The organism is Streptomyces lydicamycinicus (assembly GCF_000829715.2).
GTDB lineage: Bacteria > Actinomycetota > Actinomycetes > Streptomycetales > Streptomycetaceae > Streptomyces > Streptomyces lydicamycinicus.
This window is the reverse complement of sequence record NZ_BBNO01000001.1, coordinates 439456-464187: the sequence shown is the minus strand read 5'-3', so window position 1 is coordinate 464187 and position 24732 is coordinate 439456. Positions and strand designations below refer to the sequence as shown.

The window sequence follows — 24732 nt, the reverse complement described above, 5'->3', positions numbered from 1 at the left end:
ATGGCGCCCTTCGGCAAGCTCGCGCAAGGCGCGCGGCGCCTGCTCGATGCCGTAATGCCGTACAGCCGGGCGTGCGAGGCCAGAACTTGACGCGCACGTCCGGGGCCATTCCGTCGCTGGCCCCAGGGCCCGGCGGCGGCCCCCTGGGACGGCCGCTGTGCCGTACCTCCCAGGGGGCCGCCGCCGCGGAAGCGCCGTGAACCGTGGGCCGGGCCGGGCCCGTTCACCGGAAGATGATCACCCCCGGAGGCGCTCGGTCAGCTCCTCCGGGTCGGTGGTCGGCCGCTCGCAGGTGAAGTGGCGGCAGACGTAGGCGGCCGGTTGGCCGTCCACCAGGGGGCGGTCCTGGAGGAGCGGTACCTCGTCGGTCCCGGGGACACCCAGCGCGACGACCGCCCCCGGGGCGGTGCCGAGCAGCGCGGCGCGGTGCAGCGCGACGGTGGCCGGATCGCCCTGCGGGCCGACGACCGCGACCTCGCGCGGCCCGTCCAGTGCGGCCTCGGCGACGGCCAGGCCCCAGCCGATGAAGCGCGGGGCCCGCCCGGCGAGCGCGGTGACGATGCCCAGGGCCCGCTCCGCGGCGTCCCGGTGGAGACCGCTGCCGGTGAGCGCCGCATACGAGAGCAGGGCACCGGCCGCCGCGGTCCACCCGGAGGGCGTCGCGTTGTCGGTCGGGTCCTGGGGGCGGCGGATCAGTGCCTCGGCGTCGGCCGCGGTGTCGTAGAGCGCGCCGTCCTCGGCGGTGAACTGGAGCAGCACGGTGTCCAGGAAGAATCCGGCGAACTCCACCCAGACGCCCTCCCCGGTGACCGAGGCCAGGGTGAGGAAGCCCTCCGCGACATCGGCGTAGTCCTCCAGGACGCCGGAGTTGGCGCCGGGGGTGCCGTCGCGGGAGGTGCGGTGCAGCCGGGCGTGCCAGTCCATGTGGACGCGGACCAACAGGTCGGCGGCGTCGGTGGCGGCCTGGATGAGGTCCGGCCGGTCGAAGTAGGCACCGGTTTCGGCGAGCGCGGCGATGGCCAGCCCGTTCCAGGAGGCGACGACCTTGTCGTCCCGCCCCGGGCGCGGCCGCTCCTCCCGCGCCGCGAGCAGCCGCCGCTTGACGGAGACCACCCGTTCGGCGTCCACCAGGTCCTCGGTGTCCGGGAGTTGGAGGACCGAGGCGCCCTCCTCGAAGGTGCCCTCCTCGGTGACGCCGAAGCAGGTGGCGGCGAACTCCGCGTCCTCGTCGCCCAGTACGGCGCGCAGCTGCTCGGGCGTCCAGACGTAGTAGGCGCCCTCGACGTGCTTCCCGGTGCCGTCATCGCTGTCCGCGTCCAGTGCGGAGGCGAAGCCGCCCTGGTCGGTACGGAGCTCGCGGACCATGAAGTCGGCGGTCTCGACGGCGATCCGGCGGGCCAGGTCCGAGCCGGTGGACCGCCACAGATGCGCGTAGGTCCGGCACAGCAGGGCGTTGTCGTAGAGCATCTTCTCGAAGTGCGGCACGGTCCAGGTGGCGTCCACCGCATAGCGCGCGAAACCGCCGCCGAGCTGGTCGTAGATGCCTCCCCGGGCCATCGCAGCGCCGGTCGCCTGCACCATTTCCAGGGCCCCGGCGGACCCGGTGCGCGCGTAGTGGCGGAGCAGGAATTCCAGCACCATGGACGGCGGGAACTTGGGCGCGCCACCGAATCCGCCGTGCACCGCGTCGAAGTCACGGGTCAGCCCCATCAGGGCGCCGTGCAGTTCCTCGGGGCCCGGCGGCCGCCGGTCCGCGGGCAGCGCCCCGGTCAGGGAACGTCCGGCCAGGTCGGCGACGATCCGTCCGGCGACCTCACCGACCTCGTCGCGGCGGTCGGCCCAGGCGTTGCGCACCCCGTCGAGGATCTGCCCGAAGGACGGCATGCCGTGGCGGGGCTCGGGCGGGAAGTACGTACCGAAGTAGAACGGCTCGGCGTCGGGCGTGAGGAAGACCGTCATGGGCCAGCCGCCCTGGCCGGTGGCGGCCTGTACGGCCTCCATGTAGACGGCGTCGACGTCCGGGCGCTCCTCCCGGTCGACCTTGACGGCCACGAAGTGCTCGTTGAGCACCTCGGCGGTGGCCGGGTCCTCGAAGCTCTCGTGCGCCATCACATGGCACCAGTGGCACGAGCTGTAGCCCACGCTGAGCAGCACCGGCACACCACGCCGCCGGGCCTCCTCGAACGCGGCGGCGGACCAGGGCCACCAGTCGACCGGGTTGTCGGCGTGCTGGAGCAGATACGGGGAAGTCTCATGAGCCAGGCGGTTCGGCATGGGTCCATCCTCTCCCAAGGGGGGCCGGTGAGCCGGGAGCGGAGGGAGTTGTCCACAGCCCTGCCGGAATCCGCGCGGACGCGGAACACTGTGCGTGCGGCGACGATCACCGCCGGAGACTGCTGGAACTGCTGGAGGGGGATGGGCATGCCGGGCTCACTGGCTGTGCTGCGCGACGGCCACCGGGCGGAAGCGGAAGCGCTGTTGACCAGGGCGGTCGAGGAAGAGGTACGGCGCTCGGGCGGGCGGCTCGACGGGGACACACTGCTCAGCAGGGCACGCTCGGCGCTGGAGGAGCTGGCGGGCAGCGCCGCCGAGGAGTACTCCGCGTATGTGCGGGCGCTGGACGAGGCGGCCGCCGGTCAGCCCTCGCTGGGCCGGCGGCTCTCCCGCAAGGAGCTGGGGACCCCCGCGGTGGCGACGGCCGCGGCGGCGGTGGCGGCCTGCGGCGCGGACCTCGCGTACGGCACGGGCGCGGGCGCGGCGCTGGGCGTAGGGGCGGTCGTGGTGGTGGCGGGGGCGGCGGCCACGGTCCTGAAGCTGACCGCGGGACACTGGCCGGCGGCCCACCAGGAAGCCGGGAAGCGCGGCCAGCCGGGCGGGGCCCAGCAGCTGCGGCTTCAGTGGCTGACGGCGCTGGAGGTGCGGGGCATCCGTCCGTTCCTGGATCAGCAGCGGATGCTGACGGCAGCGGCCCGCGGCGGCGGCACGGCATCCCAGCCGGCCGCCTCGACGTCCACCCGTGGGCCGCAGTTGCGCGGCGCGGACCGCAGCGCGGCGGCCCGTCAGCGGTCCGTACTGGAGCATTCGTTCGCCCAACTTCCGTGCCCGGACGTCCCGTTCGCGGGGCGTCGGGCTGAGCTGACGCAGATCGCTCAGTGGGTGCAGGCGGCCCGTGCGAGCACGGAGACCAAGCCGACGGTGGTGGTGCTGCACGGCGAGCCGGGGTCGGGCCGGACGGCGCTGGCGGTGCGGGCCACCCACCAGCTGCGCGATCAGTTCCGTGGCGCGTGTGTGGTGGATCTGCGCAGTGACACCCCCGGTGAGGTACCGCTCCCCACCCGGGACGCGCTGCTGCATCTGCTCAACCGGCTGGGCGCGCCGCGCGAGCAGCTGCTGTTCCGCGAGCGGCCGTCCCAGGAACAGCAGGTCAAACGGCTCGCCGAGCTGTATCACCACCATCTGACCGGTCTGCCGGTGACGGTGCTGCTGGACGATGCCGCGGATGCGGAGCAGGTACGCACGCTGGTGCCGGAGCGGTCCGACAGCCTGGTGCTGGTCACCTCCCGTACGCCGCTGGAGCTGCCCGAGGACCTCCAGGCATGGGTGCATCAGCTGCCGGTGGGACCACTGGACACCGCGGGCACCGAGGAGCTGCTGCGGGCCACCGCCGCGGGTGGCGGCGAGGCCCCGGACGCGGCCGGTCCGTACGACTCGCGGGCGATCGACAAGATCTCCGAGCTGTGCGCCGGGCTGCCGCTGGCGCTGCGGGTGGCGGGCTCCTCGCTCGGTACGCGCACCCCCGCCGCGCTGGCCACGGATCTCGCGGCCCACGAGGAGCGGTCGCCGGTGGAGCGGGCCCTGTGGCTGCGCTACTGCGACCAGTCGGAGACGGCCCGTCGGCTGCTGCGCCGGCTGGCGCTGGTGGGCCGGGCGAGCCTGGGGGCGGCGGCCTCGGCGGCGCTGCTGGGCGTCGAACAGGCCGAGGCGGCCCGGCAGCTGACGACGCTGGCCCGCGCGGGGCTGATCGAGCATGTCCGCGGCGAGCGCTACCGCCTGCATGCCCTGGTGCACAGCTTCGCGCATGCCCGGCTGGTGGACGAGGAGGAGCCGGGCGAGCGCGGCGCGGCCCAGGAGCGGCTGATCCGTGGCTATGCGGAGCTGGCCGACTCGGTCATCCGGCTGGTCGACGGCCGGACGTCCACCCGTGCCGACCGCTTCGGATCGCACGGCTTCACCTCCCTGGACGCGGCCCTCCAGTGGCTGGACGACGAGAGCAGCTTCATCACCTCCGCGTTGCGCCATGCCGATCACGGCGTGGACCAGGCAGCGGTCTCGCATCTGCTGGGCGCGCTGGCCGACTACTGCCTGCTGCGCGGCGATCTTTACCGGCTGGGCGAGCTGAGCGAGCTGACCCGGGCCGTCGGGCAGGGGCTGCTGGTCCGCTCGGTGCAGTGGCGTACGGGTGTGGCGGCCCGGCAGCTCGGCGAGCTGGACAAGGCGCGGACGACCCTGTCGTCGGTGGTGGATCTGTATTTCGAGGCACAGCATCCGGCGGGTGCCGCCCGTGCGCTGCGGGATCTGGGCATCACGCTCCAACAGCAGGGCCATCTCACCGAGGCCTCGGCCAAGCTCCGTGAGGCGCTGGAGCTCCAGTCCGGCGCGGATATGCACGGTGACCGGGCGTGGACGCTGCACGCCCTGGCCGCGGTGGAGCGCGACCGCGCACAGCTCGCGGACGCCGTCGCCATGCTGCGCGAGGCGCTGGAGCTCCACGAGGAGAGCGAGAGCGTGCACGGCCAGGCCTGGGCGCACTTCCAGCTCGGCCAGGTACATCTGCGCAGGGGCGATGTACCGGCCGCGGAGCAGGCCCTTCAGGCGGCGATGGAGCTCTACGGCCGGACGCACGACGAGCGCGGTGAGGCCTGGGCGATGACGCAGCTGGCGCGCGCCCGGCTGGTGGACGGCGATCCGGGGCCCGCGGTGGACCAGCTGCGGCAGGCGCTGCCACTGCACCACCAGCACGAGGACGCCCGCGGTGAGGCCTGGACGATGTACTACCTGGGCCAGGCTCTGGAGGAGCGCGGCGAACGCGATGCGGCGCTGCGGCAGCTGGAGCGGTCCCGGACGATGTTCAGCCGGATGCAGGACGGCTACGGACTCGCCTGCGCCCGGCATCATTCCGGCCGGGTCACCCGCGATCTGCGGGCCGAGCAGACCGGGTCGCTGCGCAACAGCGGCTTCGCCCGGCAGCTGCTTCAGGACGCCCGTAAGGACTTCCAGCGGATCGGGGTGCCCCACGGGGAGGCGTGGTCCTGCCTGGAGTTGCTGATCATCGATGCCGGCAACGGCCGGGCGGCGCAGGCCCTGGAGCTGGCCGACGAGGCGGCGCGGCTCTTCGCCGGCTACGGCGATCGGCGCGGTGAGGACTGGGCGCGGTTCCTGCGCTGCACGCTGCTGCCGCTCGCCTCACCGGGCGGTTCCGTGGTGGGTACGGCCGTCGCCCAGGAGGAGCTGGCGCAGCTGGTCCGGGAGAAGCATGCGACCCGCGACGCCAAGCTGGAGGACTGCGCGGAGGCGTTCGCGCTGCTGCTGGAGCGCGGGGTGGAGCCGGAGTCGGGCTGGCAGGCCTGGCGGCTGGGCATGGTGCCGAACCGCCATGCGCGCGAGGTCATGGGCGTGCTGATCGCCCCGGCCGACGCGGAGTGACGGCAGGGCGGGCCGGGAGCGATGCCGGAGATGCAGGAAGCGATGCCGGGTACGCCGGGGCGCACCGCCGCGGACGTGCGCGGTGACGCCCCGACGGCGCGCGGGCCCGGCTCGCCGGCCGCTCGGACCGACGAGCCGCCGGGCCGGTCAGCCGGCCGTGTCCATCGGCCGGCCGTCGACCGCCACCCGGTCTCTGCGGACCACCGGGGCTCCACGGAGCGACCGGTCCGCACGGAGCGGCCGGCCCGTGGGCCGAGCGGTCCTCGTCGTGGGCGGACCGGCAGGCCCCGCGCTCAGCTGGTCTTCGGCTCGGCCGCCGGCGCGGCGGCGGAGGCGGTGGTGCCTGCCTCGCCGCCCTCCGGCTGCTCCTCGAAGTCCACCTTCTTCATGTGCTTGTTCATGGACTTCATCAGCAGCCACACGGCGCCGCCGATGACCGCGAAGACGATGAAGCCGAGGACGCCGGGGGTCACCTTGTTCTTGTCGAAGCTGTCGGCAAGGGTGACGAAGTGCGTCAGGGCGAGGGTGCTGGTCGCGCTCATCATGGGGTCAATTGTTGCGGATGCCCGCGAAGAGGTCGTCCTCGGGGAGGGAAGTGTCCACGAGCGACTTCGCGAGCTCGTACTCCTCCGTCGGCCAGACCTCGCGCTGGATGTCCATCGGCACCCGGAACCACCCGCCGTCGGGGTCGATCTGGGTGGCGTGGGCGATCAGCGCCTTGTCACGGATCTCGAAGAACTCATCGCACGGGACATAAGTGGTCAGCGTGCGCTCACGCTGCTCGAACTGCTTCCAGCGCTCCAGCCACTCGCCGTAGGGCGAGTCCATCCCGCGCGCCAGCAGCGCCTCGTGCAGCGCGACCGTACGGGGGCGGTTGAAGCCCTGGTTGTAATAGAGCTTCTGGGGCTGCCAGGGCTCACCGGCCTCGGGGTACTTCTCCGGGTCGCCGGCCGCCTCGAAGGCCACCATCGTGATCTTGTGGGTCATGATGTGGTCCGGGTGCGGATAGCCGCCGTTCTCGTCGTAGGTCGTGATGACCTGCGGCTTGAACGTCCGGATCAGGCGGACGAGGGGCTCAGCCGCCGCCTCGACGTCCTGCAAAGCGAAGCAGCCGTCGGGCAGCGGCGGCAGCGGGTCGCCCTCGGGCAGCCCGGAGTCGACAAAGCCCAGCCACTCCTGCTTGACGCCCAGGATCTCCCGGGCCTCGTCCATTTCCTTCTTCCGTACCTCGTGGATGTTCTCCTCGATATACGGATCGCCCTGGAGCTTGGGGTTGAGGATGGATCCTCGCTCACCGCCTGTGCAGGTGGCGACCAGCACGTCCACCCCCTCGGACACGTACTTGGCCATGGTGGCCGCACCCTTGCTCGACTCGTCGTCGGGGTGGGCGTGAACCGCCATCAATCGCAGCTGCTCAGTCAAGACTCGATCCTCAATGAAGGGCCGGAGAAGATGCCTCCTATAGTGACCGAAGCGAGGGGGCGCTGTATTCCCAGGGGCGGGGACCCCCCGGGGGTTCATGAGTGAGGTCCCCGTATCCAGGAGGATTGATCATGACCGCGGTGCGCGACGGGCTCCCCGACGGACGCTACGGCCGTTCCGCGGATCAGCGCGCGGACCGCAAGCTCAAGATCATCGGCGCGGTGCTCGGCGTCGCGCTGCTGGGCGTGATCGGCTGGTCCGGTGTCTCCTACATCACGGGGCAGGACCTCAGCGGCCGTGTGATCGCCTGGGACGCGGTCTCCGACCACGCCGTCAAGGTCCATCTCGAAGTCGTCAAGGACACCGACGCCAAGGGCGTGTGCACGCTCCGCTCGCAGGCCGAGGACGGCTCCGAGGTCGGCCGTAAGGACATCACCGTCGACCAGCGCACGGGCCAGGTGGACACCGAGGTCACGCTGCGGACGACCAAGCGGGCGACCAATGCCGTGCTCGTCGGCTGCACGACGTCCGGTACGGGCTGACCCCGCCACCGCGCCACCGCCACCGACGGCCCGCCCCCCCCCCCCCGCGAGCCCCACCGCCGACCACCCGGCCCCTCACGCCACTACCGCCCGCCCCACACGCCTCCGTACACCCCCGCCGGCCCGCCGGTCACACCCCCACCAGCCGCGTCAACCGCACCGCCCGCCCCACCCGTGTCGCCTAGGCCACAGCCGGCACAGGGCGTGTCGTAACCGCCTCTGAGCAGGGATGATGCGCTGCTGTGCGGTCGCTGTGAATTTCCTCTTCCCCGTTTTGTGCCGGAATTGTTAGGCTCGTGGTTTCGCCCACCTGTGAAGGCGCAAACCTTCCTGGTAGGGCGTTTGATTTATCCCCAGTACCGACGAGGAGCACCTGTGACCCAGACCAGCGAGAACGTCACCTGGCTTACCCAGGAGGCGTATGACCAGCTCAAGGCCGAGCTGGAGCACCTGTCTGGTCCCGCACGCGCCGAGATCACCGAAAAGATCGCGGCCGCCCGCGAGGAAGGTGACCTGAAGGAGAACGCCGGGTACCACGCGGCCAAGGAAGAGCAGGGCAAGCAGGAGCTGCGCGTCCGCCAGCTCACCCAGCTGCTCCAGACCGCGAAGGTCGGCGAGGCCCCTGCCGAGACCGGCGTGGTCGCTCCCGGCATGGTCGTCACCATCGCGTTCGACGGGGACCCGGACGACACGCTGTCGTTCCTTCTGGCCTCCCGGGAGTACGCGAGCTCGGACATCGAGACCTACTCCCCCCAGTCGCCGCTGGGCACCGGCGTGAACGGCAAGAAGGTCGGCGCCGAGGCGGAGTACGAGCTCCCCAACGGCAAGAAGGCGACCGTGAAGATCCTCGACGCCAAGCCGTACACGGGCTGAGGCCGAGACACCGCAGACGTCGAAGCGGCCCGGAGCGTGATGCTCCGGGCCGCTTCGCCGTGCTGGACACCGCTGGACACCGCCGGGCCGTACGCCGCCCGGCTCCCCTGCGCCCTGAGCCGCAGGGCCCGCCGGGGGCCGTTCCGCCCGCTCAGGCCGCGGCCGACCGGTATTTGCGGACGGCCAGCGTCCGGAAGACCGCGATGATCAGCAGGGACCAGATCACCGAGGCCACCACCGGATGCTCCATCGGCCAGGCACCGGTCACCGACTTCGGCACCCGGTCGATGGTGTTGCCGAACAGCTCCCGGGCGGCGGCCACCGTCGCACTGAACGGGTTCCACTCCGCGACATGCTGGAGGAACGCCGGCATGCCGTTGACCGGCACGAACGCATTCGAGATGAAGGTCAGCGGGAAGAGCCAGATCAGCCCGCCGGAGGTGGCCGCCTCGGGCGTGCGCACCGAGAGGCCGATGAGCGCGCCGATCCACGAGAAGGCGTAGCCGAGCAGGAGCAGCAGCGCGAAGCCGGCCAGCACCTCGGCGAGGCTCTCGTGGGTGCGCCAGCCGATCAGCAGCGCGACGATCGCCAGCACCACCAGCGTCAGCGCGGTCTGCACGAGGTCGGCGAGGGTCCGTCCGGTGAGCACCGCACCCCGGGACATCGGCAGCGACCGGAACCGGTCGATGAGGCCCTTGTGCATGTCGTCGGCGATACCCGCGCCGGCACCGGCCGTGGCGAAGGTGACCGTCTGCGCGAAGATCCCGGCCATCAGGAACTCGCGATACGCCTGGGCGTCGCCCACGGGGGCGCCGGGGATGTTGATGGAACCGCCGAAGACGTACGTGAACAGCACCACGAACATGATCGGCTGGATCAGCCCGAAGATCACCACTTCGGGAATGCGCAGCATCCGTATCAGATTGCGCTTGGCGACCACCAGGGAGTCGCGTACGGACCGGCTGAAGCCGCCGCGCGGCCGCGGGGGCTGGACGGGGGCGGTGTCGGCCGCTTCGGTCACCGTGGTCACTTCACGCCCTCCTTGTCGGTCGTCACGTCCGCGTCGAGGGCGTCGGCCGGCGCTCCGGCCTTCCTGCGCTTCTTCTGCCTGCCGACGGAGCCCCCGTCGGCCGGGCCGGCGTCCGCGGCGTCCGCGCCGTTGCCGTTGGCGTCCGCGGTCTCGGCGGCGTGGCCGGTCAGCGAGATGAACACATCGTCGAGGGTCGGGCGGCGCAGCCCGATGTCATCTATCTCCACACCGCGGAGGTCCAGTTCGCGGATGACCTCGGCGAGCAGCTTGGCGCCGCCCGTCACCGGGATCGTGAGCTTGCGGGTGTGCGGTTCGACGGTGCCCTCGCCCTTGCCGAAGCCGCGCAGGACCTCGTCGGCGACCGTGAGGTGCTCGGGAGCGTGCACGACGACCTCGACGCGCTCGCCGCCGGTGCGTGCCTTGAGCTGGTCGGAGGTGCCGCGGGCGATGACCTTGCCGTGGTCGACGACGCATATGTCGTGGGCCAGGTGGTCGGCCTCCTCCAGATACTGCGTGGTGAGCAGCAGGGTCGTACCGCCGGCGACCAGTTCCTGGATGACGTCCCACAGACCCTGGCGGTTACGGGGGTCCAGGCCGGTGGTCGGCTCGTCCATGAACATCACGGGCGGGCTGACGACCAATGCGGCCGCGAGGTCGAGCCGGCGGCGCATACCGCCGGAGTAGGTCTTGGCGGTGCGGTCCGCGGCATCGCCGAGATGGAAGCGTTCCAGCAGTTCAGCGGCTCGGCGCTTCGCGTCGCGCCCGCTCATCTGGTAGAGCTGGCCGACCATCATCAGGTTCTCGCGGCCGGTCAAGTACTCGTCGACGGCGGCGAATTGGCCGGACAGACCTATGGAGCGCCGCACTTTGTCGGGGTGGGCCAGCACATCGATCCCGGCGACCACCGCCTTGCCCCGGTCGGGCTGGAGCAGGGTCGTCAGGACCCGTACGGCGGTGGTCTTGCCGGCACCGTTGGGGCCGAGCATTCCGAGGACGGTTCCTTCGGGGACGTCGAGGTCGACGCCGTCCAGTGCCCTCACGTCGCCGAAGGTCTTGACCAGACCTTCGGCGTAAATGGCGCCTGGCATAGGGGTACTCCCATGACTTGGGTCAGTTCCAGGTCGAATATTACGGTTGGCGGTCTATGCCTGCTCTGTGGGCATTTGTCCGCAACGGGGCGCCATGACGCACCGGCACCCCGCAGTCGGGATGCTACGCCACAGACGCGATACATCGCGATACAGTTTGCTGATTTTCCCGCGCGGGGGCGTAGGGAAGCGGAGGGAAACGGACGTCCGCCGACGCGTGTGGGGCGCCACGGTATACCCGTGACGCCCCATGGCCCCATCCCTTTTGCCGCATCCGTCGCGGCAGGCTCACTCCGTGACGAAGTACCCCGCCTCGCGCAGCGCCGCCCGCAGTTCGCCGCAGTGCGCCGGCCCCTTGGTCTCCAGATGCAGCTCCACCTCGACCTCGGTCAGACCGAGCCGCGGATCCGTACGCACATGGCCCACATCGAGGACGTTCGCATCGGCCACCGACAGCACCCCCAGCAGCGTTGCCAGCGCCCCCGGCCGGTCCGTCAGCCGCAGCCGCAGCGAGAGATAGCGCCCGCCGGCGGCCATCCCGTGCCGCAGGATGCGCTGCATCAGCAGCGGGTCGACATTGCCGCCGGACAGCACCGCGACCACCGGCCCCTCGAAGGACTCCGGGTCGGCGAGCAGCGCCGCCACCGGGCTCGCCCCGGCCGGCTCCACCACCAGCTTGGCCCGCTCCAGACACAGCAGCAGCGCACTGGAGAGCTGGTCCTCGGTGACCGTACGGACCTCGTCCACCAGCTCCTCGACCATCCCGAAGGTCACCTCGCCGGGCCGCCCGACCTTGATGCCGTCGGCCATCGTCGACAGCCCCTCGATCGCCACCGGACGCCCGGCCGCCAGCGACGGCGGATAGCAGGCCGCACCCGCCGCCTGCACCCCGACGACCCGCACATCCGGCCGCAGCGCCTTCACCGCGAGCCCGATCCCGGCCACCAGCCCGCCGCCGCCGACCCCGACGACGATGGTCCGTACCTCCGGGCACTGTTCGAGAATCTCCAGCCCGACCGTGCCCTGCCCGGCGATGATGTCGTGGTGGTCGAAGGGGTGGATGAAGACCGCACCGGTCTCGCGCGCGTAGTCCTGGGCGGCGGCCAGCGTCTCGTCCACCACATGGCCCTGGAGCCGTACCTCCGCCCCGTATTCACGGGTGGCGGCCACCTTCGGCAACGGGGCGCCGACCGGCATGAACACCGTCGAGCGCACCCCCAGCAGGGACGCCGCCAGCGCCACACCCTGGGCGTGGTTGCCCGCGCTCGCGGCCACCACACCGGCCGCCCGCTCCTGTGCCGAGAGCCCGGCGATCCGTACGTACGCGCCACGGATCTTGAAGGAGCCGGTGCGCTGGAGGTTCTCGCACTTCAGATGCACGGGCGCGCCGACCAGCCCGGACAGATAGCGGCTGCCCTCCATCGCGGTGGCCCGGGAGACACCGGAGAGCATCTTGTGCGCCGCCCGGATGTCATCGACCGTGATCGCGGCCGCCGGACCCTCCGCGGGAAGCGCGGCGGCGGCGGCGGTCTCCTGCGGCGTGCGCGGCGTGTGGTCGGCCATGCCGCCAGTCTCGCAGTTCGCCCACCGGAGGGCCTTTTCTGCCCGAATGGTGATCAGGCACGCGGCGGGCGGGGGTACGGCGGCGCCCCGTACGACCGCCCGGGGCTACGGGGCGTTATCGGAATGGGCAGCGCAGGTACGCTCCGCGCCGGGTCCGCGTACGCTGTCCTCCCATCCATACGCACTTCCACCGAAGCGAGCTCCCGGCCATGCCCACCTCTTCGGACATGACGACCCACACCGACCCCGCTCTCCTCGACGCGCTACAGCACCAAGTGGCCGTCTTCGCCCGCCGTGCAGAACAGAGCCGGCTCGGCGGCGTCGGACAGGCGCGCAACTCCATGGACCGCGCCGCGTATCTGCTGCTCAACCGCCTGGACCAGGAAGGCCCGATGGGGGTCAAGGCCCTGGCCGCCGGTATGGGCATCGATTCCTCGACGGTCACCCGGCAGGTCGCCCCGCTGGTCGACTCCGGTCTGGTCAGCCGCGCCACCCACCCCGAGGACGGCCGCGCCGTGGTGCTCCAGCTGTCCGAGCGCGGGCACGCCCGTCTGGAGGAGGTGCGCACCTCGCGCCGTGCGCTGATGGCCCTGGTGACGGAGCAGTGGTCCGAGGAGGAGCGCGCCGCCTTCACCACACTCCTGACGCGCTTCAACGCCTCCCTCTGCGACATCACCGCGTCCTTGACGCCGGCCGGCCCGACGTCCTGACGCCGGCGCACCGGCTGACGTGACGCGGGCCCGGAGCTCGCCCCGGCGAGGCCGCCCGGCCCGTCCCGCCTCTTGACCGGCCGGCCGTACTGCCGTGCTATAGGAGCCCAGGAGTCGTGCGTCCGTCATCCGGGAGGCGCGGTGCGAGAGCGGCGGCCGGAGCAGGAGCGCCGCCGCGCCCGGGAGTTCGAGCGGTTCGTGGCGGGCGCGGCGGGCCGGCTGTTGCACACCGCCACCCTGCTGACCGGCGAGCCCGCCACCCGGCCCGCCCCGGCCGCCGAGGAGTTGCTGCTCCGGGCGCTGTCGCGGACGTACGCCGACTGGGACCGGCTGCGCGGCGACGATCCGTACGCGCACACCCGCCGGGAGCTGGCCGCCGTCTTCGCGCACACCGCCCGGCGCCACCGCCGGCCGCGCGGCGGGCTGCTGGACCGGCTGTCCCCGCAGGAGCGGCTGGTGCTCGTCCTGCGGTTCCACGAGGGCGTGGCCGAGGAACAGACCGCCGCCCAACTCGGCCTGCCCGCCGAGCGGGTGCACGCGCTGTGCCTGCACGCCCTCGGGGAGATGCGCAGCCGCCGCCCCGGACCGGCCCCGTTCCCGGAAGCGGACTCCGCACCGGCACCGGGAACCACACCGGAACCCACCGCCCCATGAGTCCCGCCGACCGCAAGGAGACCGAGGTACGGCGGATGCTGGCCGGACCGCATCCGCTCGTACCGACCGATCTGGCCGCGCGCGCCACCGCCCGCGGCCGGCGGCTGATGATCCACCGCAGGCGGGCACGGCGCCTCGGCCGGCTGCTCGCGCTCCTCGTGCTGGCGGCACTGGTCTGGGCAGCCACGACCCAGCCGTGGCTGCCCCCGCCGGCCCACACCACCCCTCGCACGGAGGGGTGGTGAACGGCAGGGCCGGCGCTGGTGCCGTCAGCCCAACGCCTGTGCCAGGTCGGCCAGCAGGTCGTCGACGGACTCGATGCCGACCGAGAGGCGCACGAGGTCGCCGGGGACCTCCAGCAGCGACCCGGCCGTCGAGGCGTGCGTCATCCGCCCCGGGTGCTCGATCAGCGACTCGACGCCGCCCAGCGACTCACCGAGGGTGAACAGCTTGGCCCGGTTGCAGACCTCGACCGCTTCCTGCTCGCCGCCCGCGACCCGGAACGACACCATGCCGCCGTAGGACCGCATCTGCTTGGTGGCCACGTCGTGGCCCGGGTGCTCGGCCAGCCCCGGGTAGTAGACCTGGGTCACCTTGTTGTGGGAGCTCAGCAGCTCCGCGATCCGCTCCGCGTTGGCGCTGTGCCGGTCCATACGGACGGCGAGCGTCTTGATGCCGCGCATCACCAGCCAGGCGTCGAACGGGCCGCTGACCGCGCCCATCGCGTTCTGGTGGTAGGCGAGTTCCTCACCCAGGGTGTCGTCGTTGACGACCAGGGCGCCACCGACCACATCCGAGTGCCCGCCCATGTACTTGGTCGTGGAGTAGACCACCACATCGGCGCCGAGGGCGAGCGGCTGCTGGAGGTAGGGGCTCGCGAAGGTGTTGTCGACGACGAGCTTGACCCCGGCGTCCCGGGCGACGGCGGCGAGCGCCGCGATGTCGGTGATCCCGAGCAGCGGGTTGCTGGGCGTCTCCACCCAGATCGCCTTCGTACGGGGCCGCAGTGCGGCGCGCACGGCCTGCGGGTCGGAGGTGTCGGCCACCGACCACTCCACGCCCCAGCGCTCGACGACCTTGGAGATGAGACGGAACGTGCCGCCGTAGGCGTCATTGGGGATGACGACATGGTCGCCCGGGGTCAGCAGGGTCCGCAGCAGGCAGTCCTCGGCGGCGAGGCCGGAGGCGAAGGCGAGGCCGCGGCGGCCGCCGTCCAGGGCTGCGAGGTTCTCTTCGAGGGCGGTACGGGTCGGGTTGGCGCTGCGGCTGTACTCGTAGCCGCCGCGGAGCCCGCCCACACCGTCCTGCTTGTACGTGGACACCTGGTAGATGGGAGGTACCACCGCACCGGTCGCCTCATCAGGCTCCTGACCTGCGTGGATGGCACGGGTTTCAAAATGCTGGTGGCGCTCTTCGCGCTGATCGCTCATGCCTGCCGAGGGTAGTCGTCCGCGCAACCGAACTTTCCGGAACTTTCTGGTTGGCTGGATAGTGGATACAGACGAGGATCCGCACAGCGGTTCCCCTCACCGCCCGTCGCACACCGCCCATCGCCCCCGCCACCCACGTCTCCGCCCCACCGCAGCTCCCAGGCAGCCGTTACAAGAATTTCAGGTACAGGACACTCCACATGGACGCTCTGCTGGTTCTCTTCGCCGCGCTCGCGCTCGGCGGTCTCGTCTTCCTGCCCTGGATGCGACGCCGACGGGCCGTACAGCACACCCGGCAGGGCCTGGTGGTGGCCTCCGACCCGATGGCGGGCTACGGCTTCGTACCGCTGGAGCAGCTCGACGTACGCCTGCCCGGCCCGGACCAGGAACTGGCCGACGCGCTCGCCGAGATGCGCCGCACGCATGACTGGCGCCCGGCGGCCGAGCTGCTGAAGTCCACCGGCGACGACTGGGAGCGCCGCTGGCAGCGGGTGCAGACACTGGCCGGTGCCGCGGCCTTCGAGCTGGCCGCGGAGGAGGCGTCGGAGCAGCAGCGGCGCGGTACGGGCCCCGGGTACGGCGACGGCGGGCGGACCGGCGGGATCTGGCTGCGCACCTGGCGCTCGGAGGCGCCCAAGGATCCCGGCGGTGCCCAGACGCACGCCCAGTTCCTCGTCGTGCAGGCGCTGCGCGACCCGGGCTCCCAGGACTTCCGCATGATTCTGGAGGAGGCCCGTACGGTCTGCCGGGAAGCGGCGCTGCTGGCCCCCGGCAGCCCGATCCCGTACATCACCGAGCTGGCGATCGCCCGCGGCCTGCACGACCGCCCCGCCGACTACGAAGAGCTCTGGTCCAAGGTCGCCCAGCGCGCCCCGCAGCACATGGGCGCCCACCTCGCCGCGCTCCCCTACTGGTCGCAGAAGTGGCACGGCTCCCGCGAACAGGCCGAGTCCTTCGCCGAGCGCGCCGCGGCCGCCGCCCCCAAGGGGACCCTCCTCCCGGCCCTCCCCCTCTTCGCGGTCTACGAGCACCTCCCCGAGGCCAACATGGTCCGCAGCCTCTACCAGAGCGCGGTCGTCGAGCGCGCCATCGAGGGCGCCCACTTCGCCCTCCGCGAGGCCCCCGCCGACCACCCCATGGCCCCGCACGTCCGCCATCTCCTGGTCTGGTTCCTGGTACGCGCCGAACGCTACGCCGAGGCCATGGAACAGCTCCGCCTCGTCGACGGCCACGTGGGCGCCGTCCCCTGGTCCTACGGCCACAGCCCCGCCGCCGAGTACGCCGCCTACCGCGCCCTGGCCATCGCCGGCTGGGAACAGCTCGGCGGCACCTCCGCGGGCTTCCCACCCTCCGGAAGCTGACCCCGCCGACCGGAATGCCCCCCGCTCCGCGGATGTTCCCCTGAGTGCACCCTGACCGCCCGCCGTCACCGCACCCCGCACGCCACGGACCGCTGACGGCCGACCGCCGACCGCCGACCGCCGACCGCCGACCGCCGACCGCACAGCGTCCAAAGCCCCAGCCCCAGCCAGGTCGTCCCTTCTCCTCTCCCCAGGAGCCTGATCCCCATGCTGTTCTCCCGCTTCAAGAACCAGCTCCCCACCCCGGAGGAGGCACTCGAAGGCCGCCCCGAGCGGGCCTTCGCCGTCCCCGACCGGCACACCGTCCTCGGCAACCCGCTGCTCGGCCCGTACCCGGACGGCCTGGAGATCGCCGATTTCGGGCTGGGCTGTTTCTGGGGCGCCGAGCGGAAGTTCTGGCAGACCGAGGGCGTCTGGACCACCCTCGTCGGCTACCAGGGCGGCCACACCCCCAACCCCACCTACGAAGAGGTCTGTAGCGGCCACACCGGCCACACCGAGGCCGTCCGCGTCGTCTACGACCCCAAGGTCGTCCCCTACACCACCCTCCTGAAGCTCTTCTGGGAGTCCCACGACCCCACCCAGGGCTTCCGCCAGGGCAACGACGTAGGCACCCAGTACCGCTCCGCCATCTACACCCACTCCCCCACCCAGCAGCAGACCGCCGAGTCCTCCCGCGACGCCTACCGCCCCGTCCTCCACAACGCCGGCCACGGCGACATCACCACCGAAATCCTCCCCGCCACCGGCCGCCCGTTCTACCCGGCGGAGGGCTATCACCAGCAGTACCTGGACAAGAACCCGACGGGGTACTGCGGGATCGGGGGGACGGGGGTCAAGCTAAGTGCCCCGTCGGAGACGAACTGGGGACGGTCCTGCCCGACGGGCATCGCGCCGGCGCCGGACGCGACGAAGGAGTAGACAGCAGCACAGCTTGGTAGAGCTGCGTCATCCCATCAGTGGCTCATACGAAGGCCGGGGCGGCACACCGCCGGGTCCGATGCCATGGACTCCCAGCCACCCTGAGGCCCCTTTGAGCCAATGGCCCCTTCCGAAGCATGCTTCGCCCACAGCACGCCACGAATCAAGGCATGGCATCTTCGGGGGCGAGGCGGAGCAATCTTGGTGGCTTGGGGCAGTGGTGGGGAGTTCTGGCCGGCGTCCTACTGATCGCAGCTTGGATCAACAGGGCAGCCGGGCCAGCAGTGGTGATCATACTCTCAGCCGTCGTCCTACTCTGGTGCGCCGTCCAAGCACCGGTCACATGTGGCGCACCGGTTCGAGGGCGCGAAGACGGCTGCCGCAACAACGCATCGGGGCTCCTTCTCGGTTGCCACATCCGGCAACACCGCTGGCAGAAACTCAAGATGCTGATCGTCCGCCGCCAAGTCCGGGCCTTCTGCTCAGGACTGTTCTCAGACGGCAAAGCCACCGTCGTCACCCTCGCCGGAATCGGCAGTTTCATCTCCGGACTGGTCGCCCTCGTTCCCGGCGTGGTCATCCACTGACCAACGTGTAAGGGTACGCGACGCAAGCATCGGGGTCGGCAAATGGAGCCCCATGACTACTAGGCCGTGTTTTAGAACTGTCTCGCTTCGTGTCGTGATGATCTGAGTGTGGGGCGAGGGCATCTGTCAGATGACGAGTGGGCGGTGCCGGAGACGTTGTTGCCGGTCGCGGTGCTGGACAGGCCGTCGGTGGGTCGGCAGCGATTGATCGACGGGATTCGCTGGCGGTACGGACCGGTGCGCCGTGGCGGACCCTGCCATCGGCGTACGGTCTGTGGCAGACGGACTACCGGTTCTTTCGTCGCTGGCAGCGCGATGGGGTCTGGGCCAGGGTCCTGACCAGGCTGTCGGCCAGGACGGACACGGCCAAACTGATCAACTGGGAGGCCGGCGTGGACTCCACGATCTGCCGGGCCCATCAGCACGCCGCCGGTGCCCGGCGGGACCGCCAGGCCCAGAAGGAACCACTGGGCGGAACACACCACCACCTTCCTAAAAACGGTCTGGGCTTGTTGATAGCCCTCTTGTGCGGCAATCATGGCTTGCTCAGCGTCCATCGGTGGGGGAGAAGCATGGAAGCGGATGGGTTGGCGTCGGTGGTCATGTCGGCACTCACGGGGTTAGCAAGCGGCGCTGGCACTGGGCTTGGCACCGCGGCTACGGATGAAGTTCGGCGCCTGGCGCGTGAGCGCCTCAGTTCCTCAGGCGGGGGAAGCGCCACACTCGCACAGCTCGACGAGGCGCCGTCCGCACCTGGCGTTCAAGAGGAAGCCCGCGCATACCTCGCAACAGCGATCACCAGCGACCCGGAGTTTGCGAGAAAGCTGCTGGAGGTGCTGCAGCCGACGCACGTCAGGGCCGGATCGGACATCAACACGATCACCATCGGGGGTGGCGTCAAGAAGAGCACGATTACTATCGGCCCCGTAACACTCCAGAACACCCCCGGAGTGCGGGCCTCGCTGACCGCCATCGTTGCAGCCCTGGCCGTACTCATCGCCCTCCTTCTATATGAAGGGGTGAGAGGGCTTACCGACGACGGCACTGATAAGCCGTCCTCCTTGGGTGCATCAGGGGGGAATGGGTCGAATCCGGGTGCTCTGTCAGGCGGGGGCGGGGGAACAGCGCGCAAGAAGTTGCCGATCACCGAGAGAGGTCATCTCGAAGCGGTTCTGCCTGGCGTAGACAGTATCTTGAGTGGCTGGTCGTTGAAGACACCTGCTGACACCTTCTCAGGGAAAGCCTGCACCACTTCCTGCGCCGGACTCCTGTGGGAAAGCAGGGTCACCTTCACCGACCCGGGCGTCAACAACGTTGCGGTGTTCCGTGTCCTTTCGTACCGCACAGAGAAAGCGGCTGAAGCGGGCTATAAAGACTTCCTAACCGGCGCAGCTGAGCCCACCGATGATGGCCTGCAGAGCCGAGCTATGTCGATGAGCGCTGTGGGGGAGCAGACTGCCGCCTTTGCCACGGAGGGCTTCCGAGGCAACGCAACGACCTATCAGATGGCTTCGATCAACCGAGCCGGCACGGTTGTTTCCCGCATCGTCTACGGAGGTGGCACCCGTGAACTCGACACAAATGTGCTGCTTGCCTTTACGAGGATGATCGACGAACGAGCCCGCCAAGCCCAAAACGGTGAGACCCCAACAGCGGTAGCGTCCCTTTCGTAGAGTCAACATGGCACGAGTGCCGGGGACGCGGAGGTTCACAGCCACTGGTGGATGGCCGCGATCTGGACTGTCGCTTCGAAACGGGCGGCGAGTTTGTCGTAGCGGGTGGCCACGGCCCGGTGCTGCTTGAGGCGGCTGATCCCGCACTCGACCGCATGCCGGGCCTTGTAGTCCTGCCGGTCGAAGGCGGGCGGGCGGCCACCGGCCCTGCCACGTCGCTTGCAGTTGCGGATCTGGTCGGCCGGTTCGGGAACCGTGCACCTGATGCCGCGCCGCCGCAAGTAGGCGCGGTTAGCGTGTGAAGAGTACGCCTTGTCACCCCGCACCCGCCACGGACTCACCCGGGGACCTCCCACAGCATGACGTGGCACGCGGATCGCCTCCAGGACCGGCACGAACTGCGGGCTGTCACCCGCCTGTCCCGCGGTGACCAGCAGCGACAACGGCTTCTGGCCCTGTTCGCAAGCGAGATGAATCTTCGTCGAGAACCCACCCCGTGACCGACCCAGCCCGTGATCGTCGGGCTCGGTCCGGCCTCCGCCCGGCGGTTCCTTCTGCTGGGCTCCGTCCCGCCGGGCGCCAGCAGCGTGCTGATGTGCCCGGCAGACCGTCGAGTCGACGTTCACCGACCACTCGATCCGGCCCGCCGTATCGGCCCTGACCTGCGACTCGACCAGGATCCGGGCCCATACCCCCGCACGCTGCCACCGTCTGAAGAGCCCGTACACGGTCTGCCAATGCCCGTACTCCACCGGCAAATCCCTCCACGGCACACCGGTCCGTACCCGCCACCGCACCCCGTCGATCAGCTTCCGCTGGTTTCGAGCCGGACGCCCCACCCCAGCCACCGGCAACAACGGCTCCAGCACCGACCACTGCTCATCCGAAAGATCTCCACGCCCACACCTGGATCATCACGGCATGAGGCGAGGGCAGGAGCTACTTCCAAAACACGGCCTAGATGACTCGTCTCCCCCTCGCCACGGGCCGGACTGCCTCTAGCTACCCGGTCACTCGGGATCGTCCCCTTCCGCCTCGGCCAATGCCTGTACCAAAGGCTCGGCAGAGGCGTGAAGGCGAAATCCTGACGCCTTCACGTAACTGTAGTTGGGATCGTAGACAGCCTGTAGCAGTGGAGCGACGTGATGGGGCAGCAACCCCGCAGCCTGAAGATCGGTAGTGAACCGGCTGATGGGACGCACCAGGCCGTTCAGTTTGGCCTCCGGGGAGTAGTGACACAGCTCCCTGATCGTCTCGTGGCTCACGAATCCTTCGTTGTCTGCAGCCCACCTGATGACGGCGGCACGGTCCTCATAGCCACCCGAAACAAGCTTCTCGAGCAGTGCTTCTACAGCCGACGGATTCCACAAGCCCTGCAGAGTCTCGGCGACCTCCTCCGTCACTTCCTCCCGAGAGCGATCCACACGGTCGATATCGTCCAATCCCGTCTCAGCTGCATCGATGGCAAAGACGGACGCACCGAGAGCCGTGAATTGGCGCGGCGTAAGCATGTACAGTCGGGTACCAGCCTCGCGGGACATTTCATCAATCAACTCTTGCCTTGGTCCGCTAGCTTGTCGGTTGTCCCTACGCCACCAGTCCTCCTTCACGTCACCGGTGACGAGCAAGACATCGCACTTGCGGAGGCGCGCCTCATCGAGGATCTGGCTCCACACCAAGAAGTCTCCGGCGGCGTTGTCCCCCTTGCCAGCATCCATGTAACCCGGCGGGATCTTTTGTGTGACGCGGCGCTGCCCCTCCAGGACGACCTCTTTGTACCTTTCTGGCGACAGAGGGGCCCCGACGCGAGCCGTCAGGGCCTTCTCCAGAGCCGCGACGACCGGATCTGCTGCAGTGTCACGGTCGGCAGGCCCTGCATGTTTCACGACAAGATCATCTACTGCCTTGGTTGCCGCCTCGAACCCGTTATTGAGATCCTCAAAGATCCTTCCCAACTCATCTTCTGGAAGAGCAAATCGGCCAGCCCAATTACGGAGAACACCGGTCGCTCTTCCCTTGATGTCCTGCAGCTCCTTGATTGCACTCGCAGCAGAAGCCTTAGGAGCGCTGACTGTTTCGAGGCGGTGGCGCCAGAACTCAACGAGCACCTGGTTAGGGATCCAAAGCTGGTTGCCCAGTTTCGCCATGACTGACAACAGAAGCTGACGTCCCTGCTCCGTGTATCGGTAAAGGTCGAGCAGGACGTTAGCGTCGGCCACAACCAATCCCGCGTTCATCACCCGCGCCAGATCGCCCTCAGATGGCGAGCGATAGCTCTCGAATCCATCGAAGATGCCCAGTTTCGGATGAATCTGGGCCTGTTGGGGCGTGGAGTCGTCTACAGCAGTGGGATCAGTCACACCCTGATCCTGCATCAGAGGGCGACGGTTCGCTGCTCCCTTGCAGACATTGCTTGCGAGACCAGGCACTCAGGCGGCGCCGGCGGCCGATCAGCAGCAAGTGGTCACATGGCAGGGCAGACTCGTGGGGACGGGGGTGTCTTGCCCCGTCGGCGTGGCGCCAGCCGAAGGCTGATCAGCTAGCAGACAGTCCCGCGCCTGTACTGCGAGCCAGCTGATGCCACTCGTGCCCGCACCCGCCGACGCAGTAGCGCTCACGTCGGCGGGTATCGGCGATGGCCAGCAGCGCGATCAACAGCCGAAACGCCCTGGGAAGGTCGTAAGGCGGGAGTGCGGACATGTGGAGCCGCCATCGGGTCAGCATCACAGCCGGTGTGTACGTCGGGCGTAGGCCGGAGCGCGCGATGGCCTCCTGGGCGTCTTCCTCTGTCGCACGTGCCTGGATGCAGAAATGCACCAGCTCCCTGACGACCAGACGTTGCTCGACCTCGGGACAGCCGGCGAACCACGCCGTGCCCTCCGCCATAGGACGAAGCCCTTGGGCAAGCTCGTTGACGACGACCTCACGCTCGTACACGTCCCCACCCTTCCGGCGAGGCACCGCGTCACCCCGCCCTCTGCAATGCAATCAGGGGCCGGTCCCAAGCACCTCAGCAATGGTGCAGGCGGCCTCAGAGACCAGCAGTACCTGGACAAGAACCCGCCGGGGTACTGCGGGATGGGGGACGCTGGTGAGCTGCCCGGTGGGGGTGGCACCCGCCGACGGATGAGCCGCCATCTCGACCGCGATCATCTCTCCGAACTGTGGCAGCGGCAGTGGCCCCTGGGACCGCCCCTCGCCCACGAGCTACGCGCTGCCTACAGCGACCGCTGCGTGCGCTTCCACAGCCTCCCCGGCTCGAAGCGCCACCCGGAGACCGAGGACGAATACGCCGTGGTCCTAGACCGCAGCAACACGGTCCTGGAAGAGCTCTTCGCCGGCACCGACATCTACGTGCTGACCATGGCCTGGTCCAGCGAACCGACTGGCCCGGAGCTCCCCACGCGGCGGCGCGAGGTGCACCCCGACGGCTCATTCCGGATGACCATCGCCAACGAAGCCGACCCCGAGTTCCACACGTACACACACCTCTACGCCGACCGCCGCCCCTGGCAACGAGGCAGCGTCGACGGAATCCTCCGGGAAGTCGCAGACAACGTACCCAGCCGCCTGCCGAGGCATGTGTGCCGTACGCCCCCGGCCACGGTGCACCGCTCGGGTCTCCCGGCGTCCGCCGCTGTTGGTGTCAGCCGGAGATGATCGACAACACCTCGGAGGCCCCGAAGACTCCGAACACGCCAACGAGCGCGACACCGATCACAACCCCGACGCACACCAGCGCGATGACGATCACGAGCCAGGAACAACCAACCGCCGCGTGATACTCAGCCTCGTCATCCCAGCCCTGCACGAGATCATCAGCCATCTGACATTCCATGCTTGTCCCAACTGCGGATTCGCTCGGCAGCTGTCCGAAGTACAGCGACACGCGTGCCCGGGCTGGTCCCAACAGCGAAGTGCGTTCCCGCCTGCGCCATTAGGCCCTGAAGGAGATCCATCACTCGCTCTTGCGCGTTCTGCTCCGTGGCGACAGAGGCAACGGCATCCCTGAACTCTGGTGCCTCACTGGCAGCGGCAAACCATGCCTGGAAAGTCTCCACCTCTTTGCTTGGCCGCTCCGCCCTAGTCGCGATCCAGCGGGCCATCTGCCGTGGGTCGGCCCAGTCAGGGGAGTCCTCATGGCATGGCCGGCAGAGTAGAAGCAGATTATCGGCGGTATCTGGACCGCCGAGGCTTCGAGGCACTATGTGGGCTCGTTCTAGGCGGGCGCGACGCCAGCGAGCCCGAGGGGTCTTCTCCTCCCAGCATTCGGAGAACCATCCGCATGCGAAGCAGCATGGTTCAACAAGAGACAGATGAGGAGCGAACTCATCGCGGTTCCGACCTTGCTCCCAAAACTGTGCAATCTCCCACTTGCTCGGCATGGACATGCCGCCCCCTCTGCGTTGTCTCAGAGCAGCAAGAGCATGCCACTAGCCACTGACACCGACACCCGCGGACGCGGCGGACGCATTCGGACCGGTCCCGACCCACAGGCACGGCCCGAATACGTGCATGAACACCGCTTTAGGAGTTCGATCGAGCGTCTCTCATACGACCCTTGTGCTCCTACCGGTATGGCGCGCGTGAGCGCTCAAGCCCGCCTCGGTCCAACGTCGTTGATGTCAGCTGGTGATGTCAGGTTGGATGGCACGATGGAGCGCATTGAGGCCGCACTGTTCACAGATGGCGTCAACGACGCCGTGGTGCGCATGCCTGGCAGACGGTTCCCTGGGGTCTTAGTACAGGGCGACTCCCTTCACATCCTCCGCAGCGACGTGGCCGAGGTGGTGGAGGCATGCGAGCGAGGCGATCTGGTTGAAGCTCGGGAGTCCGCCAGCTTTCTCCTTGCGAACCTGGATGCTCTGCTGGCGCGGTACGAGGCCGCGTTGGCCGAGCACGAGATTCCGCGGCCGTACTGAGCTGCCGGGCCATCAGCTTGGGAAGCTGCGATCATTCGTGGCCGGTTTGGACGCTGACTTGGGAGAACGGCCGGAGTGCGGCCTCATCAGGCTTCGCTGCCTTCACTGTGATTCTCCGCTGTTCCCCGCTCGCTCTGGTGCGGTTGTGGGGCGGCGAACGATGCCCGGTGCCACCCAACGCCTGCCACGAAGCCGAGCAGGATTCGTGCGGCAGGGCGAGAGAAGTCGACCCGGATGCGGCACCGATCAAGCG

23 protein-coding genes and 2 pseudogenes are annotated in these 24732 nt (G+C 69.6%); 13 read left to right on the top strand and 12 right to left on the bottom strand.

Annotation, left to right across the window (positions count from 1 at the left end; translation table 11 throughout):
* Window positions 1-237: 237 nt before the first annotated feature.
* Window positions 238-2274 carry a thioredoxin domain-containing protein gene (locus tag TU31_RS02035; RefSeq protein WP_042147936.1) on the bottom strand — a complete coding sequence of 679 codons (2037 nt, stop codon included), beginning with the start codon at window positions 2272-2274 and terminating at the stop codon, window positions 238-240.
* A gap of 147 nt (window positions 2275-2421) precedes the next feature.
* Here TU31_RS02035 and TU31_RS02030 point away from each other — a divergent pair, with 147 nt between their 5' ends.
* Entirely contained in the window at window positions 2422-5703 is a 3282-nt protein-coding gene (locus tag TU31_RS02030) for a tetratricopeptide repeat protein (protein WP_042149807.1), read from the top strand.
* A 293-nt stretch (window positions 5704-5996) separates the two neighbouring features.
* Here the strand turns inward: TU31_RS02030 and TU31_RS02025 are convergent, their stop codons facing one another.
* Both TU31_RS02025 and mca read right to left on the bottom strand, forming a co-directional pair.
* On the bottom strand, window positions 5997-6248 hold the full coding sequence (locus tag TU31_RS02025; protein ID WP_042147933.1) for an RAMP4 family protein: 252 nt from the start codon (window positions 6246-6248) through the stop codon (window positions 5997-5999).
* Window positions 6249-6252: 4 nt separating this feature from the next.
* The gene (gene mca, locus TU31_RS02020) at window positions 6253-7125 is read right to left on the bottom strand and encodes a mycothiol conjugate amidase Mca (RefSeq protein ID WP_078885506.1); all 873 of its coding nucleotides are present in this window, start codon (window positions 7123-7125) and stop codon (window positions 6253-6255) included.
* A gap of 131 nt (window positions 7126-7256) precedes the next feature.
* Between mca and TU31_RS02015 the strand changes: the two genes are divergently transcribed.
* Window positions 7257-7667: a DUF4307 domain-containing protein gene (locus TU31_RS02015; protein WP_042147925.1), complete on the top strand. Its 411-nt coding sequence runs from the start codon at window positions 7257-7259 to the stop codon at window positions 7665-7667.
* A gap of 375 nt (window positions 7668-8042) precedes the next feature.
* Window positions 8043-8540, top strand: a complete 498-nt coding sequence (greA, locus tag TU31_RS02010; RefSeq protein ID WP_042147922.1) for a transcription elongation factor GreA — start codon at window positions 8043-8045, stop codon at window positions 8538-8540.
* Window positions 8541-8691: 151 nt separating this feature from the next.
* Here the strand turns inward: greA and TU31_RS02005 are convergent, their stop codons facing one another.
* From TU31_RS02005 to ilvA, 3 genes are all read right to left on the bottom strand, one after another.
* On the bottom strand, window positions 8692-9570 hold the full coding sequence (locus tag TU31_RS02005) for an ABC transporter permease (protein WP_181018512.1): 879 nt from the start codon (window positions 9568-9570) through the stop codon (window positions 8692-8694).
* Complete coding sequence (locus TU31_RS02000) at window positions 9567-10658, bottom strand: daunorubicin resistance protein DrrA family ABC transporter ATP-binding protein (protein ID WP_042147919.1); 1092 nt, start codon at window positions 10656-10658, stop codon at window positions 9567-9569. The genes TU31_RS02005 and TU31_RS02000 overlap by 4 nt, the downstream gene beginning before the upstream one ends.
* A gap of 288 nt (window positions 10659-10946) precedes the next feature.
* The gene (gene ilvA / locus TU31_RS01995; protein WP_042147916.1) at window positions 10947-12221 is read right to left on the bottom strand and encodes a threonine ammonia-lyase; all 1275 of its coding nucleotides are present in this window, start codon (window positions 12219-12221) and stop codon (window positions 10947-10949) included.
* Between the two features lie 209 nt (window positions 12222-12430).
* Between ilvA and TU31_RS01990 the strand changes: the two genes are divergently transcribed.
* From TU31_RS01990 to TU31_RS01980, 3 genes are all read left to right on the top strand, one after another.
* Window positions 12431-12931, top strand: a complete 501-nt coding sequence (locus tag TU31_RS01990; RefSeq protein ID WP_042147913.1) for a MarR family winged helix-turn-helix transcriptional regulator — start codon at window positions 12431-12433, stop codon at window positions 12929-12931.
* Between the two features lie 141 nt (window positions 12932-13072).
* Window positions 13073-13585, top strand: a complete 513-nt coding sequence (locus tag TU31_RS01985) for a sigma factor-like helix-turn-helix DNA-binding protein (RefSeq protein WP_042147910.1) — start codon at window positions 13073-13075, stop codon at window positions 13583-13585.
* Window positions 13582-13830, top strand: a complete 249-nt coding sequence (locus TU31_RS01980; RefSeq protein WP_042147908.1) for a hypothetical protein — start codon at window positions 13582-13584, stop codon at window positions 13828-13830. Before TU31_RS01985 ends, TU31_RS01980 begins: the two co-directional genes overlap by 4 nt.
* Window positions 13831-13854: 24 nt before the next feature.
* Here the strand turns inward: TU31_RS01980 and TU31_RS01975 are convergent, their stop codons facing one another.
* Window positions 13855-15015, bottom strand: coding sequence for a cystathionine gamma-synthase (locus TU31_RS01975; RefSeq protein ID WP_042147905.1), 1161 nt, complete (start codon window positions 15013-15015; stop codon window positions 13855-13857).
* A 200-nt stretch (window positions 15016-15215) separates the two neighbouring features.
* Between TU31_RS01975 and TU31_RS01970 the strand changes: the two genes are divergently transcribed.
* The 5 genes and pseudogenes from TU31_RS01970 (at window position 15216) to TU31_RS39500 (ending at window position 19557) form a co-directional block, all read left to right on the top strand.
* Window positions 15216-16376: a hypothetical protein gene (locus TU31_RS01970; RefSeq protein ID WP_042147900.1), complete on the top strand. Its 1161-nt coding sequence runs from the start codon at window positions 15216-15218 to the stop codon at window positions 16374-16376.
* Between the two features lie 207 nt (window positions 16377-16583).
* Window positions 16584-17297 (top strand): peptide-methionine (S)-S-oxide reductase MsrA, encoded by a 714-nt coding sequence (gene msrA / locus TU31_RS01965; RefSeq protein WP_042147897.1) that lies wholly within the window; start codon window positions 16584-16586, stop codon window positions 17295-17297.
* A gap of 446 nt (window positions 17298-17743) precedes the next feature.
* A complete protein-coding gene (locus tag TU31_RS39510; protein ID WP_245698377.1) occupies window positions 17744-17884 on the top strand; it encodes a hypothetical protein in 141 nt (46 codons plus the stop codon).
* Between the two features lie 137 nt (window positions 17885-18021).
* Window positions 18022-18168: pseudogene (locus TU31_RS39505) on the top strand (hypothetical protein); the annotation flags it as partial.
* A gap of 108 nt (window positions 18169-18276) precedes the next feature.
* Entirely contained in the window at window positions 18277-19557 is a 1281-nt protein-coding gene (locus TU31_RS39500) for a hypothetical protein (protein ID WP_245698428.1), read from the top strand.
* A 35-nt stretch (window positions 19558-19592) separates the two neighbouring features.
* Here the strand turns inward: TU31_RS39500 and TU31_RS01950 are convergent.
* From TU31_RS01950 to TU31_RS01940, 3 genes and pseudogenes are all read right to left on the bottom strand, one after another.
* Window positions 19593-20459, bottom strand: a pseudogene (locus tag TU31_RS01950) (IS5 family transposase); the annotation flags it as partial.
* A 108-nt stretch (window positions 20460-20567) separates the two neighbouring features.
* Window positions 20568-21917 (bottom strand): PIN-like domain-containing protein, encoded by a 1350-nt coding sequence (locus tag TU31_RS38450; protein ID WP_158894221.1) that lies wholly within the window; start codon window positions 21915-21917, stop codon window positions 20568-20570.
* Between the two features lie 175 nt (window positions 21918-22092).
* On the bottom strand, window positions 22093-22494 hold the full coding sequence (locus tag TU31_RS01940; RefSeq protein WP_052718800.1) for a DUF5958 family protein: 402 nt from the start codon (window positions 22492-22494) through the stop codon (window positions 22093-22095).
* Between the two features lie 189 nt (window positions 22495-22683).
* Between TU31_RS01940 and TU31_RS35750 the strand changes: the two genes are divergently transcribed.
* The gene (locus TU31_RS35750; RefSeq protein WP_052718799.1) at window positions 22684-23217 is read left to right on the top strand and encodes a DUF3885 domain-containing protein; all 534 of its coding nucleotides are present in this window, start codon (window positions 22684-22686) and stop codon (window positions 23215-23217) included.
* On the opposite strand, the gene TU31_RS01930 is transcribed toward TU31_RS35750, so the two are convergent.
* Complete coding sequence (locus TU31_RS01930; protein ID WP_042147884.1) at window positions 23204-23383, bottom strand: hypothetical protein; 180 nt, start codon at window positions 23381-23383, stop codon at window positions 23204-23206. The two genes, TU31_RS35750 and TU31_RS01930, sit on opposite strands and share 14 nt — an antisense overlap.
* A complete protein-coding gene (locus TU31_RS40520; RefSeq protein ID WP_370682701.1) occupies window positions 23376-23942 on the bottom strand; it encodes an HNH endonuclease in 567 nt (188 codons plus the stop codon). Before TU31_RS40520 ends, TU31_RS01930 begins: the two co-directional genes overlap by 8 nt.
* Window positions 23943-24212: 270 nt before the next feature.
* Here TU31_RS40520 and TU31_RS01925 point away from each other — a divergent pair, with 270 nt between their 5' ends.
* Window positions 24213-24479: a DUF6959 family protein gene (locus TU31_RS01925; RefSeq protein WP_042149792.1), complete on the top strand. Its 267-nt coding sequence runs from the start codon at window positions 24213-24215 to the stop codon at window positions 24477-24479.
* Window positions 24480-24732: the final 253 nt, after the last annotated feature.

Coding starts and splice junctions, on each gene's coding strand:
- TU31_RS02035 (WP_042147936.1), bottom strand. CDS start 2,274: ATGCCGAACCGCCTGGCTCATGAGACTTCCCCGTATCTGCTCCAGCAC.
- TU31_RS02030 (WP_042149807.1), top strand. CDS start 2,422: ATGCCGGGCTCACTGGCTGTGCTGCGCGACGGCCACCGGGCGGAAGCG.
- TU31_RS02025 (WP_042147933.1), bottom strand. CDS start 6,248: ATGATGAGCGCGACCAGCACCCTCGCCCTGACGCACTTCGTCACCCTT.
- TU31_RS02015 (WP_042147925.1), top strand. CDS start 7,257: ATGACCGCGGTGCGCGACGGGCTCCCCGACGGACGCTACGGCCGTTCC.
- TU31_RS02000 (WP_042147919.1), bottom strand. CDS start 10,658: ATGCCAGGCGCCATTTACGCCGAAGGTCTGGTCAAGACCTTCGGCGAC.
- ilvA (WP_042147916.1), bottom strand. CDS start 12,221: ATGGCCGACCACACGCCGCGCACGCCGCAGGAGACCGCCGCCGCCGCC.
- TU31_RS01990 (WP_042147913.1), top strand. CDS start 12,431: ATGCCCACCTCTTCGGACATGACGACCCACACCGACCCCGCTCTCCTC.
- TU31_RS01980 (WP_042147908.1), top strand. CDS start 13,582: ATGAGTCCCGCCGACCGCAAGGAGACCGAGGTACGGCGGATGCTGGCC.
- TU31_RS01975 (WP_042147905.1), bottom strand. CDS start 15,015: ATGAGCGATCAGCGCGAAGAGCGCCACCAGCATTTTGAAACCCGTGCC.
- TU31_RS01970 (WP_042147900.1), top strand. CDS start 15,216: ATGGACGCTCTGCTGGTTCTCTTCGCCGCGCTCGCGCTCGGCGGTCTC.
- msrA (WP_042147897.1), top strand. CDS start 16,584: ATGCTGTTCTCCCGCTTCAAGAACCAGCTCCCCACCCCGGAGGAGGCA.
- TU31_RS39510 (WP_245698377.1), top strand. CDS start 17,744: ATGCTGATCGTCCGCCGCCAAGTCCGGGCCTTCTGCTCAGGACTGTTC.
- TU31_RS35750 (WP_052718799.1), top strand. CDS start 22,684: ATGAGCCGCCATCTCGACCGCGATCATCTCTCCGAACTGTGGCAGCGG.
- TU31_RS01930 (WP_042147884.1), bottom strand. CDS start 23,383: ATGGCTGATGATCTCGTGCAGGGCTGGGATGACGAGGCTGAGTATCAC.
- TU31_RS40520 (WP_370682701.1), bottom strand. CDS start 23,942: ATGCCGAGCAAGTGGGAGATTGCACAGTTTTGGGAGCAAGGTCGGAAC.
- TU31_RS01925 (WP_042149792.1), top strand. CDS start 24,213: ATGGAGCGCATTGAGGCCGCACTGTTCACAGATGGCGTCAACGACGCC.